This window comes from Mucilaginibacter sp. OK098 (assembly GCF_900142915.1).
GTDB lineage: Bacteria > Bacteroidota > Bacteroidia > Sphingobacteriales > Sphingobacteriaceae > Mucilaginibacter.
Window position 1 is genome coordinate 122,069 of the sequence record NZ_FRCM01000005.1, and the last position, 12,885, is coordinate 134,953.

The following is a 12,885-nucleotide window of genomic DNA, read 5'->3' on the forward strand; positions in this document are numbered from 1 at the left end:
CTTTACACCGTCATACCAAAAAAACAAAACATATTTTACCATGAAAAATTACGGAAAAATATTAATGCTGGCATCAGTCATATCATTGTTTGCAGTAGCAAGCAGCAGTGCTCAAGTTATTGTAAGGGCCCGTTTAGGTCGTCCGAGGACTGCTGTTGTGGTTCGCCCGGTACGTCCTACACCACGCCATGTTTGGGTTTCGGAAGAATGGGTACCATCAGGAGGAACTTATGTATATCGCCAGGGTTACTGGGCCGAGCCGCCACGTCCGCGTGCAGTTTGGGTAGCCGGCAGGTGGAGGCACCATCACCATGGTTATGCATGGGTTGGTGGTTATTGGAGATAAGCCCCCAGCCCTGAAGGGGAGCAAAAAAGAATAGCCCGGATTATAAGATCCCCGGCTATTCTTTTCTGTGGTTATAGCTTTTCTATTTCTTTAGCTACTTTCTATTTCTTGATTCTGGCATCTTGACTCTTATTTCTGTTTTTATTACTTGCCCGTCGTATTCACATCTGTATTAAACGTCATCGGTATCGTCATCCCACCAGGAACCTGTGGGTTATCAAGGATCTGCATATCGCCCATCATTGCCTGTTTTAATTTCACTTCACTGATCCACCCGGTAGCCTTATCAACTCTTATGTCGGATATTAATGAGCCATTAAGGTTGTATTTTATGGGTAAACCATTTATATGGGCGGGTTCGGTATTTTTATCGGTAACCATACTCCCTTCTCCATGAATAAGGTAAGTGCCCTCAATTATATCAGCCAACTGGTAAGTTATAGTAACCGTGGCTTTTGCAGGGCTTTCAAGCTGCGTTTTAACTGTCCATTTATCTTCTTTCGCAACCGGTATATCCGGAAAAATGGCGGTACCCATTTCTATGCTCCCTTTAAAAGCATTTGGCCCGAAAGACTGCATAAACTGAGCTTTAACCTGTTCTTTTTTAGTGCTGTCAATCTGCGGAAAGCTTTTTATTGCCTCCGACACCATTTTATCAATGTTTTGAACCGATTTTATTTTGCCTGTTTTTGTCATTTCCAGGTTAAAGGGCTTGTTCATCATGGCGGCGATAATTGAAGATGGCACATCCTGGGGATCATTCTTTTTTGAATCCAGGTCGAGGGTGTTGCCTCCCATATCCATTTTCATGCTGAGCGACTGATAACTTACTTCCATGTTGTATACAGTATCGGCTATGCTGATCACTTTAAAAGCCATTCTGAAATTAAACGCAAGATTAACAGTATTTTGCTGACCGCTCATTGTTTGCACAATTGCGGAGGTTGCATTAGTGGTAAGATAATAAGTATTACCCTTTGTAAGATTTAATGCAGGCTTGAATTTTTGCGCATTACAATAACTTACACCAATAAAAAACAGCAGCGTATGTAAAAGATATTTCATAGCGCTAAGATAATAAAGAATGGGCTTAGCCTTATAAAACGATGATTTTAAACAGGAGGGAGGACATTAAAGCAGGATGGCTTTAAATAAAACAAGAATAGCCAGGCTCTCAACCCCGGCTACTCTCAAATTAGCATTATCATTAAATTTTCACTCCTGTTTTTATACGCAGTTGAATGAAGTTAAGTTTCATATAAAATAAAAAAAACTCCCGCCAACTCTGCAGGAGTTTATATTGTGGCATTTTACCACTACAAACAAAATCTAATTCCCTATTAGTATAGGGTTTTATTTTTTATCATATTGATACTTGTTCTTATTATAAAAAACACCGGGACCGCTTGTATGGCTATTCCGATAATTGCGAGAGTGCTCATGGTAGTGCTAATTTGAGAGTGAACGGAAAATATATAATAATTTACAGATAAATAAATGCAAAAATCATACCTGTATGCATAAAAGTGCCCCCTTGTAACTGGTTGGAATATTTATTTTTTCTGAGAAAAATAGCTATTGGGGAAAATGAGAAATATGTGTAAAAAAATACCCGTATTGGGGAAATTTATACATAGTGAATTGCGAAATAAAATCGTGCCGTTTTATACTGTTATAAACATTTGTGAGTAAATGTTCGCTTTTCTATCTATTTAGCCTGCAATGTAATTAAAAATTAATTATTTATTATAAATTAAATACGATAACCAGGTTTTAACTATTGTGGTGTAACACTTCATATTAAGCAATTGTGATGCCATTCACTAGTTTACAGTTTTCAGCAGACAGTTTGCAAGATACCACATGTAATTAATTATTTTAACTAAAATTACCGCTGCCAGCGAAGGCTGCTTACTGCCAACCACTTGACCTGGCTACTTTCCACTAATATTGCCGGTTACAGGACCCTTGGCTAACATTGATTCCTTAATATATTTTACCGGGGCGCTGCCATAGCTTAAAAACCTCTCATTAAATTCTTTTAACTTATACTTATCGCCCAGTTTCTTTTTATAGGCTTCGCGCAGGTCTATTATTTCTTTATAGCCCGTAAAATAGCTATCAAGCTGTACGCTGCTAACACTTACCCGTTTCCATTTTCCTTCAGCTTCTGCCTGTTGCTGAAAAGCTTCACGTGTTAGCAGTTTTAAAGCATCAGGCCGTGTCATAGTCTGTGAGTGTACGCCATAATCTAAAATAGTATTACATACCGAGCGCAGGTGCCATTTATACCACATCAGCCTCATCTCTGGTTCATCGCCTCCAAAACCATTGTCCAGCATCATTTCTTCGCTGTAAACTGCCCATCCCTCAACCATGGCTCCATTGCTAAATACCGACTTAATAAGGCTTGGTGATTTATTGGCGTACACCATTTGCACATAGTGGCCGGGTATAGCTTCATGGATACACAGGATCTGTAAAGTGTAATTGTTATACTCGCGTAAATAGCTTTCGGCCTTATCAGCAGGCCAATTGGACAGGCTGCCTACGTTAAAATAAGAATTGCCTTCTTTATCATACGGGCCGGGAGAGCTCATTGAAGCACCCGCAACACCCGCCATATACCCGGGTTCTTTACGTACTACCAGCGGCTTTGAAGGATCGAGCGTAACCAGGTCCTTTGATTTTACAAAAGCAGTAAGCTTGGGGATTTGTCTTTCAATTGCCGGCTGGAATTCACCCTGCTCAGCATGTTTTGATGATAGGGTATCTATTAACTGTGCAATCAACTCCAACGAATCGGCAGGCATAGCTTTGGTGCCAAAATATTTAGGCCAGAGCTTTTTGCTGATCTTTGTCATTTCGCGATGCAGATATTTTTTACGCTCAACCGCTGCGTTAAAGATCTGCTGTGCAGTTAATTCCGACTGGATCTCATACTTGAATTTAGATTCATAAAGATCTTTACCTAACCTGAAACTACGTGGTTTGTCGTTCTTTAAAGCCTTTAGCCATGCCGCATAGGCTTTAATGGCATCTGCAGACAGGTGTGCGCGGTCTATCATCTGTTTTTGCTCAGCCTGCGGAATGGATGATTTTTTTAGCGAATCGGCAAAGTCTTTTTCAAATACGCCAACTCCGCCCAGGTGCTGGTCGGCAGCGAGGCTTGTTAGCTCGGCAACAGGGTTTTTTATCTCTTTTTCTGCCGCTTTATAATAAGCCGGGATGTTGGCCATTTTTTGGTAAAAGCTGCGCAGCCGTTTAGTTAGCGGTGCGTAATGTTCATTAAGTATATAGGCAAATGTGCTGATAACATTGTATTGCGATGGATCCCACTGATAGGCTTTTAATTGCTGCAGCTTCCATTCTATTAACTCCATCTGGTTTTGCATCACGTGATAATCCATCCGGTTGGCATCTGATAGGGTATTTACGTCAAACCTGCTTAATGAATCTATCTGTACCTTGGCATAGGTGAGCATCTTATCCCTGTTTTTATCATCGGGCACAAACAGTAAGCTATCGTATTTATGGTAGCCAACAGATGTTGCCCAATCAGGATTTAGTTTCCATAAGCCCTCCAAAAAAGAGTTTTCATAAACAGCAAATGCATCATTGTCCTTGCCTTGCAGGGAACTTATGGACGAGCCGTCTTTTTTACACCCGATAAGAACCGAGTAAATAAGACAGGCCATAAATAATAGTTTTTTTATCACCGGGGTATCTGTTTAATATTTGATGGATAAACTTAAAACTTTTAGCCGGAATAAATCAAAAGAATATACAGAAGTGTATATAAGTTTTACAAAAAAGGCTGCGCTGGATATTACTGATAAATTTTTCTCAACCAATTTTAACAATATTTGTTGCATCATAAAATTAAACCCAATGGATAATCAGCATAAAACGTTAGTAAGTGAATTAACCAAACTGCTGCTTGGTGGCAGCGCACATACCTCATTTCAGGAAGCTATAAAAGGATTAAACCCTAAATTACGTGGTGTAAAGCCAGATAATATGCCTTACAGTATTTGGCAGCTGGTTGATCATATCCGGATAGCGCAATGGGATATGTTGCAATTTAGCAAAGATGCTGACCACAAATCGCCCAAATGGCCTGATGAATACTGGCCAACGGAAAGCGAACCTGTAGATGATGATGCCTGGAAGGGATCAATTGAACAAATAGACAGCGATTTGGACGAATTTATTGAATTGCTGGAGCATAGTGATATTTACCAGCCCCTGGAACATGGTGATGGCCAAAGTATTTTACGCGAAGCCCTGCAACTGGCAGATCATAACTCATACCACATAGGTGAGATCATAGCTATAAGAAGGGTGCTGGGTGATTGGAAAAGTTCTTAATAATCAACGTCCTGTAATGGACAATGATTAATAATTTTCTACCTCACCTTATTTATAAACTCCACAATTGCGGGTATAAGTTCGGGTTTAAGAGGAAGGTCGGGTTTGCTGTAAGTAGCAATGTTTTGTTCCTCATCTGCCGGCGCTTCCTTTAAAATATGGTTCATGTTTTTTATTTCAAGGAGCACGGCATCTGACTTTGCTTTTTTAAACTTTTGCCCGCTTTCGGTAGCAACAACCTTGTCAGTAGTACCCTGGATAATTAATATTGGTACTTTTATTCTTTTTATCCCTTTAATAGGCTCATACCTGCATAACGACATTATGAAATTCTGAATGCTTGGGCGGGCAATATAATATAAGGCCGGGTCAATATTTGGTGTGGTTTTACCTTTTTTTAGGCTATCCATAAACGCTTTAAATTCATCTTGTTGAAACAACGGCTTTGATTTGAATTGGTCTGTAAGTATTTTATCGGCCTTTTCTGCATTCCATTCGGCGCTTATAAAGCCTTTAACCGGCGAATCATTTACAGCTAATGCCGCAACCAATGCACCTTCGCCATGCCCAAAGAATATGATCTTTGAAAACCGGGGATCATCATTTAGCATATTGGTAAGGCCCATGGCATCATCGCTATAATCTTCAACCCTCAATTCTGCCTCTTTGCCTTTGGTCATACTTTCACCAACAAGGCGCTTATCATAACGTACGGAAGCTATCCCATTTTTGCCCAGATCATTCGCCAGTAATTTATAGGTATTTGCCGATACGCCTGTTTTTACATTGTTGCCATCCCTGTCGGTAGGGCCTGCATCAGCTATAATTAACACAACAGGAATTTTTCCAGATGGATTTTTAGGGATAACCAATGAACCGGATATGGTACCCGTTAATGTTTTTAATAATATAGGTGTTTCATCAAGCGAAGGATCAAGCGTTACACCAGGCGCAGCTTTATCTGCTATATATGGACTTAACAACAGTCCGGTTAATTTATTTTGCGCATTTAAAGCCAGGTTTAATAAAAAAGTACTGTTTTGAAAAATAGCCTTGTATACGGCAAGCGATTGTGTGATCCTTACAAAATCAGTTTTTATAAGGTTGCCATATTGCGATTTTAGCTGAACCGTGGTTGGTTTAAAATTATCAATCGGTAAAGCCGTTTTCATTTCTGCGCTAAACATGCTGTAAATACTATCAGGCTGATCGTGATTATAGTATTGAGTAAATTTAGTTATAGCGGCAATGTAATTGGCGGGTTCGGCCTGGGCAATAGCTTTTACCGTTAATATCAGGGCAGCAACAAAAAATATAATTTTCTTCATTTAAGTATGGTCAGAAAGAGAAATTTGCAATCCCGAAATTAGTAAAAATCAGACAGCTTTTATTTATTTCAGTCAAATTAGCGGGTATAAAATAGGAAGGGTTTGCCTGGCCTGCTACTGCTTTAACACCACTTAAAGTTAATGCCAGTGGCTTGTCTATGAAAAAAACGTGTTTTGGTCATGTCTAAAAAGAGGTAAAAAACGGGCAAAGTGCGTTTTGGTCATGTCCAAAACTACCCTAAAACGGGCAAAAGGCATTTAGGTCGTGTCTGAAAAAGGCAAAAAACGGGCAAAAGGCCTTTTGGTCATTTTTGTAATTTAATATTAAGTAGCTGTATATCAATTAGATATATAAATTTTAGATCGAAAAAAAGAATTATTTGTCAAAAAAAACGATTTGGTGAGGAAGAAATATTTTCGGCAAGTGCTATTCTTCGTAGGTTATGTTCTTATGGATTACCTCTTGACCAAATATACGAAATTTGGGGTTGATAAACAAGGAAGATAGATAAGGATGTTGCGTTCAATAAGTGTAGTATAGCCCCTTTTTTCATTTGATTCTGATACACCATCAGAACACAAACCCAGGCCCCCGAAGGTGTAATAATTATCGCGGGTTCAACACAATTTGAAACCGAGCATCGGAATTGCAAAAACAACCCAAACTTTTTTACCCATTTTGTATTTGTATCATCATGGAATTGAGCACGCAAACTGCATGGTTGTTTTTATTAGCTATTCCCATAGCCTGTATTGCATGGACGGTTACCCACGAAGAAGTTTTCAGGGAGCCACGGGAGTATTGCTTGGCCCGTAGCCAAAAGGGTAAAACCATTGCCTCGCGTAAGTTCTTTTACCTGTTTACCTGCGAGTATTGTTTTAGCCACTATGTAACCATCATAATGCTCTTTGTAACCAACTATAAATTGTTGTTTACTGACTGGCGCGGCTATTTAATAGCCGGGTTTGCATTGGTGTTTATAGCTAATGTATACATGAGCTTGTTTGCCCTGGTACGCATTGATTTAAAAAAAGTGCGTTTGGAAGCTGAGAATGAGGAGAAGAAGGAATAATAAACCAAAAGCTTCTGCTTAAGTTGAAAGCTTAAGCAATGCCACACAAGAGACAGTTTTAATTTCACAACACCAACTGATCAAACAACCTGTTCAGCGTAATTAATGCATCTTCACTCATACCCGGGTGCACCTTTGATGTTTGCAGCACAGTGCTGCGGGTAGCGGTTAGCCAGCGGAAGCGTGAGGCAACATCAAGCTTGCCAATTGGTCCGGCTGCCTTATCACCCCGGCAGATCCGCTCAAAGGAACATAAGTGCTCCATTAGCTCATCAATATCAAGGCCTGGATAAAGAGCCCGAAGGCGTGCCTCATCCAACTGGTATATTGTTTGCAGAAACTTTTGTTTGGCACAATACAATATCACGCCTATATTCAAAAATTCCTCACGCTCTACCCTGGGTACTACGCGGATAACGGCATATTCAAATAAGTATTTCGGCTGCATTTTGTGCTTCTTTTACAAAAATTTCTGAATGTGCTATCCTTATCATTAAAAATTGGATGTACGCTTCTCTGTATTGGTCTGGTGTTTCAAATGATGATTCATTTGTAAGCCATTCATCAGGTATCAGGCCAACAATTGCCCGGATGAGTTCTTCTGTCAGTATAGAATGAAATTTGGCATCCGCCTCATCCAGTTGTGTAGCCCTTGGTAGCAATACATGGTCCTTTACCTGTAAAAATGGTTTTTTTGCCGCTTCTTCCCAATTATTCCAGGAATGATGAAAATACAATGCTGCCCCATGGTCAATAAGCCATAGTTCTTTGTGCCACATCAGCATATTGGTATTGCGTGGGGTGCGGTCTACATTGGTGAGCAGGCAATCAAGCCAAACTATTTGCGATGCCAGCTTGGCATCAACAATGGTGGTTGTCGGATCAAAAGTAATGGCGCCCGAAAGATAATGCAACGCAAGGTTAAGTCCAACGCTGGCTTTTAGCAGATCCTGGATCTCTTCATCGGGCTCGGTACGGCCAAAGGCTTCATCAAGGTTTGCAAATACAATTTCCGGTATTTTTAACCCACAGGCCTTTGCAATTTCGCCACCTATCAATTCGGCTATCAGTGCTCTTGTACCCTGCCCGGCGCCCCTGAACTTAAGTACATATAAAAAACCGTCGTCAGCCTCGGCAATTGCCGGTAGTGAACCGCCTTCGCGCAGAGGTGTAACATAACGCTGCACATTAACAGTACGCAGCTGGGGTTTATTGTAATTCATAAACAGGTATTTTCATAATATGCTGATGGCCGGCTGTAAATTTACAGGAATAAAGAAAGTAATCAAATTGTGTAAAATATTAGGTAATGATGAATGTTCAGAAATTAAAGTATTGAGCAATAGTAGGTTAAACTGACGGAAAATATAATGTAATTAAATTAGATCCAATTTATTTAAGCTTCCGGTTAACTTTTAGTGAATAATTAGCCCATTGAAATTTTTTAATAGGTGATTTTGGGTAACTTTTATAACCCGAGTTTCGTTAAACTACACTTTTTAATCAAGTTAATTTTTATTACTTGATTGTATCAAACTTAATTTAAAGGTAAATTTATACTAAATCTTTACACTATCTGTTAATGAAGGTTATACTTGGGTGCCTGCTATCAGCGTTCTTTTCTGCTTTATTTAATAATGTGCATGCGCAAGTAGTTCTCTCGTCTATACAAGGTAAAGTAGTAACAGAAAACCACACCCCACTCGAATCTTCAACCATAATTTTATTAAAGGCACGTGATTCGTCAATAATAAGCTCAACCATTATTGGTAAAAATGGAAAGTATAAATTTGAAGAAGTTATGCCGGATGACTACCTGTTGTTGGCAACGTCAATCGGATATAATAAAAAATATGCCGGCCCTTACCATTTGGAAGAAGATCAAACGCTTAGGGTAGCAGAAATTATACTTAAGCCCTTGGCAAACCAGCTAAAGGAAGTTATCATAACAAGTACCCGGCCCGAAATTGAAGTAAGGCCCGGAAAGATCACAATAAATATCCCCAACAGCTTAACAGCCGAGGGTAGCTCGGCATTTGAAATATTGAGGCAATCGCCGGGTGTGCGTGTTGATAATGGTAATAACGTAAATATCATCGGAAGGCAAAATGCCCTGATTACTATCGATGGTAAAACAACTAACTTATCGGGCGAAGATCTGGCTGCTTACCTGCGAAGCCTGCAGTCAAGCATGATAGAAAAAATTGAGCTGATTACCAGCGGATCAGCTAAATATGATGCATCCAGCGGGGGGATAGTAAATATCGTATTGAAAAAAGGGAATAATATAGGAGCTAACGGTACGGTTACTGCTACAGCCGGTTATGGCAAGTACTATAAAAGTAATGTTGGCATAACCTTTAACGACCGGATGGCTAAGTTCAACATCTTCGGGAGTTATAACTTTGCGGTCGATAAGAAATTTCACAACTTTATAACCGACAGGGTAATTAATTTCAATAATATTATCAGCGATTATCGTGTCGACTATAAAAGCACACAAAAGAGTGAAAACAATGCCTTTAATTTAGGGGCAGATTATTTTATAACCCCTACCCAAACCGTTGGATTTTTAGTTAATGGCTTTTCAAGCCAGGATGATTTTATAAAAGATAATAGTTTAAACATCAGTAACCATGGTGTACTGGATTCAATGATTACAGCCGAATCAAAACTTGGCCGGCACATTAGCAAGATCAATTATAATTTAAACTATAACAGTAAGCTTGATCAGGCGGGCAGCACGCTATCTGCCGATTTAAACTATACTACCTTTAGCCGCAGTTCGGGCGAATATATTACCAATAGTTTTTACAATGCGGATTGGAGCCCTTACAGGGATCCTGAGTTATTGGAAAACTTATCACCTTCAAAAATTAAGATCTGGCTTTCAAAACTCGATTTCAGCACACCCCTTTCAAAAACATCTATTTTGGAGGCTGGTGTTAAATACAGCCATGCATCCAGCAATAATATTTTGACTTTTGGACCTGAAATTAACGGTGAATATGTGCCAAACCCTGATTTGAGTAATCATTTCTTTTACACCGAAAACATAAATGCGGCCTATGTAAATTATCAAAATAAATTTGATAAGCTTTATTTAACTATGGGTTTGCGCGGCGAGCAAACCAGCGCTAATGGTAACTCGGTAACTATGAATGCACAGATAAACCGTAATTATTTCAGCTTGTTTCCGCAGGCGCTATTGGTTTATAAAAAGAACAGCAAGAATGAATTTTCATTAAGTTACAACCGGGGCATTACAAGGCCTGCTTACGAAGACATTAACCCATTTTTATATTACGTTGATCCGTATGATTACAGGGCCGGCAATCCAAATTTAAAACCCGAATATTCAAATTCAATTGAACTGTCACATACCTATAATAAGATCATCGTAACCAGCTTATATGCCTCTATCATAAGCAATGCTTATGAATTTGGATTTTATGAGCAAAATGACAGTACCAAAGTAAGTGTAAAAACACAAACTAATTTGGGAACAATTTATAATTATGGGATTAGATTTTCAACTCCTGTTGTAATTAACAGCTGGTGGAGCGCTTACTATCGCATTGATGCATCCTATCAGCGGTATGTTGCTTATCCGCAAAACGGAACCCTTAATAAAGGCGCACAGGATATTATTTTTAACAGTATTCAAAATTTTAAGATCAGCGAAACCGTAAGCGCCGTACTTTCGGGTGAATATGAATCGCCTAATTTTTATGGCATTAGTCAAAACAAGGCCCGGTATTGGGTAAATGCCGGCATTGGCACACAATTGTTTAATAAACGCGGAAGCTTGCGGTTAAATGTTACTGATATATTTAATACGCAGCAGGATAGAGGCAGTATCAATTATCAGAATCTTAATTTTATAGTAACTGATAAAAAGGAAAGCCAGGTAGCAAGATTAACATTTACCTACCACTTTGGGAAAGCTTCGGTAAAAGCGGTAGCAGCCCACCGTACCGGGAACGAAGAGGAGCAAAAACGGATTGGCTCGGGCGGCGGTGGAAATTAAGATGGATACCTCCGCGTGATTATCCTGCATGCCCGCTCATCATGCTGGCAAAAATAATAAGCAACACCACTATGCTGATGCCCACATACAGGTAATCCTTCTCCAGCACAAAACCTATGGTTGAAAATATCACCCTCAAAATGGGTGTGGCAATTAATAGGATTATGCCCAGCTGGATAATTGCCTGCCCTTTAAAGTTAAGCGCAGCGTTTACAAGGCTGCCCGGGCTTTGAAGAAAAGGAGGGATGCCTTTGAACTTCCTATAATCAGGAATAGAATGTCCATGCCTGTACATAAAAAAGATGCCCCCTAAAAAAACAATACTCATAGATACGATCATGCCGCCCCGCAGCACCTGCCCTATAAGTGATTGTATGTCTGTGTCTTTAAATTTGCTCATTTTTATTTTTAGTTTATGGTTCAGAGCAGTTCATAGTTGATGGTTCATGGTAGCTGCGTTTTCTTGATTCCTGATTCTTGCCGTCTTGCTTCTTTCTATCAACCATGAACCGCAATTATATCTTCCCTGTTACCCCGTTATAGATCATCTGCCCCGCTAGAAAGGATACTACAATGGCAAAAACCCACCGTAGCCATCCTGATGACTTTGTGCGAACCAATATTTTCGACCCTGTAAAGGCGCCAAACAATACCCCGATAACAACCGGCATAACCAAGCCCGGGCTGATATAGCCCCGCTGCAAATAAACAACCGCGCTTGCTGATGCAGTAACACCTATCATAAAGTTGCTTGTGGTAGTTGATACCTTAAAAGGGATGCGCATAATGGTATCCATAGCTATCACCTTTAATGCGCCAGAGCCAATACCCAGTAGCCCCGAAATGGTGCCGGCAAAAATCATCATAACAAAACCACCGCCTACTTTGCGTACACTATATTCAACAGTGCCACCAGCGGTAGGATAGCTGCTGTTAAGCTTTAGTTTTTCGGCCAGGTAGCTTTTTTCAACTACTATTTGTTCCGCCTTTTTACGCAGCGAAAGCAATGCCGACATAAGCAGGATAACTCCAAATAATATGGCTATGTAATGTGTTGGGATATAAACGGCAAGTATAGCACCGCACATGGCCCCGGCTGTGGTTGCTATCTCTAAAAACATGCCGAGCCGCATATTGGTTATCCCCTCCTTAACATAAGCAGCAGCCGAACCGGACGAGGTAGCAATAACCGATACCAGCGATGCCCCGATAGCATAATGAATATCAACATTCAACAATAAAGTAAGCAGCGGGATAATTACAACGCCCCCGCCAAGCCCTGTTAATGAACCCAATAAACCAGCAAAATAGGAACCAATAAGTATAATAAGCGTGAAAAATATTACTGACATGCTATAAATAAAATAGGGTGCCGCTAAAGTAATAATAACTTTTTTTAAGCACTTACTTTAATGTTTGTCTATAGATTTAGTGGTATTGATGATGTGCGGATTATGGATGTGCGAATGTGCGGATGAGAAAATTTGAAAAGGTGTTGATTTGAATTTGAAGAAGAAATAATATGATGTGCGGATGTGTGGATTACCGATGTGCGGATGAAGGATTTGAAGATGTGTTGATTTGGTAATTTGAAGAAGAAATAATATGATGTGCGGATGTGCGGATTACCGATGTGCGGATGAGGGGATTTGCAAATGTGTTGATTTGGTAATTTGAAGATGAAACAGTAGGAGATATAAACTTGAGATCAACCCTTACAATATGTATAAAAACTCC

General features: G+C 39.8%; 11 protein-coding genes. 4 read left to right on the forward strand and 7 right to left on the reverse strand.

Annotation, left to right across the window (positions count from 1 at the left end):
- Positions 1 to 40 precede the first annotated feature (40 nt).
- Complete coding sequence (locus BUE31_RS17245; protein ID WP_073405086.1) at positions 41 to 346, forward strand: YXWGXW repeat-containing protein; 306 nt, start codon at positions 41 to 43, stop codon at positions 344 to 346.
- 144 nt (positions 347 to 490) lie between these two features.
- Here the strand turns inward: BUE31_RS17245 and BUE31_RS17250 are convergent, their stop codons facing one another.
- Both BUE31_RS17250 and BUE31_RS17255 read right to left on the reverse strand, forming a co-directional pair.
- The gene (locus BUE31_RS17250) at positions 491 to 1,411 is read right to left on the reverse strand and encodes a DUF6263 family protein (RefSeq protein ID WP_073405087.1); all 921 of its coding nucleotides are present in this window, start codon (positions 1,409 to 1,411) and stop codon (positions 491 to 493) included.
- An 869-nt stretch (positions 1,412 to 2,280) separates the two neighbouring features.
- Positions 2,281 to 4,065 (reverse strand): DUF885 domain-containing protein, encoded by a 1,785-nt coding sequence (locus BUE31_RS17255; protein WP_234997852.1) that lies wholly within the window; start codon positions 4,063 to 4,065, stop codon positions 2,281 to 2,283.
- Between the two features lie 22 nt (positions 4,066 to 4,087).
- On the opposite strand from BUE31_RS17255, the gene BUE31_RS17260 reads away from it, so the two are divergent.
- Positions 4,088 to 4,717, forward strand: a complete 630-nt coding sequence (locus tag BUE31_RS17260; RefSeq protein ID WP_234997853.1) for a DinB family protein — start codon at positions 4,088 to 4,090, stop codon at positions 4,715 to 4,717.
- A gap of 38 nt (positions 4,718 to 4,755) precedes the next feature.
- On the opposite strand, the gene BUE31_RS17265 is transcribed toward BUE31_RS17260, so the two are convergent.
- Positions 4,756 to 6,045: a serine aminopeptidase domain-containing protein gene (locus BUE31_RS17265; RefSeq protein WP_083620059.1), complete on the reverse strand. Its 1,290-nt coding sequence runs from the start codon at positions 6,043 to 6,045 to the stop codon at positions 4,756 to 4,758.
- Between the two features lie 695 nt (positions 6,046 to 6,740).
- On the opposite strand from BUE31_RS17265, the gene BUE31_RS17275 reads away from it, so the two are divergent.
- Positions 6,741 to 7,118, forward strand: coding sequence for a hypothetical protein (locus tag BUE31_RS17275; RefSeq protein WP_073405089.1), 378 nt, complete (start codon positions 6,741 to 6,743; stop codon positions 7,116 to 7,118).
- Between the two features lie 64 nt (positions 7,119 to 7,182).
- Here the strand turns inward: BUE31_RS17275 and BUE31_RS17280 are convergent, their stop codons facing one another.
- A complete protein-coding gene (locus BUE31_RS17280) occupies positions 7,183 to 7,566 on the reverse strand; it encodes a DUF3037 domain-containing protein (protein ID WP_073405090.1) in 384 nt (127 codons plus the stop codon).
- Positions 7,544 to 8,341, reverse strand: a complete 798-nt coding sequence (locus BUE31_RS17285; protein ID WP_073405091.1) for a HipA family kinase — start codon at positions 8,339 to 8,341, stop codon at positions 7,544 to 7,546. The genes BUE31_RS17280 and BUE31_RS17285 overlap by 23 nt, the downstream gene beginning before the upstream one ends.
- A gap of 359 nt (positions 8,342 to 8,700) precedes the next feature.
- On the opposite strand from BUE31_RS17285, the gene BUE31_RS17290 reads away from it, so the two are divergent.
- Complete coding sequence (locus BUE31_RS17290; protein WP_073405092.1) at positions 8,701 to 11,148, forward strand: TonB-dependent receptor domain-containing protein; 2,448 nt, start codon at positions 8,701 to 8,703, stop codon at positions 11,146 to 11,148.
- 19 nt (positions 11,149 to 11,167) lie between these two features.
- Here the strand turns inward: BUE31_RS17290 and BUE31_RS17295 are convergent, their stop codons facing one another.
- A complete protein-coding gene (locus BUE31_RS17295; RefSeq protein ID WP_073405093.1) occupies positions 11,168 to 11,548 on the reverse strand; it encodes a DUF1634 domain-containing protein in 381 nt (126 codons plus the stop codon).
- Between the two features lie 115 nt (positions 11,549 to 11,663).
- The gene (locus BUE31_RS17300) at positions 11,664 to 12,500 is read right to left on the reverse strand and encodes a sulfite exporter TauE/SafE family protein (RefSeq protein WP_073405094.1); all 837 of its coding nucleotides are present in this window, start codon (positions 12,498 to 12,500) and stop codon (positions 11,664 to 11,666) included.
- Between the last annotated feature and the right edge of the window lie 385 nt (positions 12,501 to 12,885).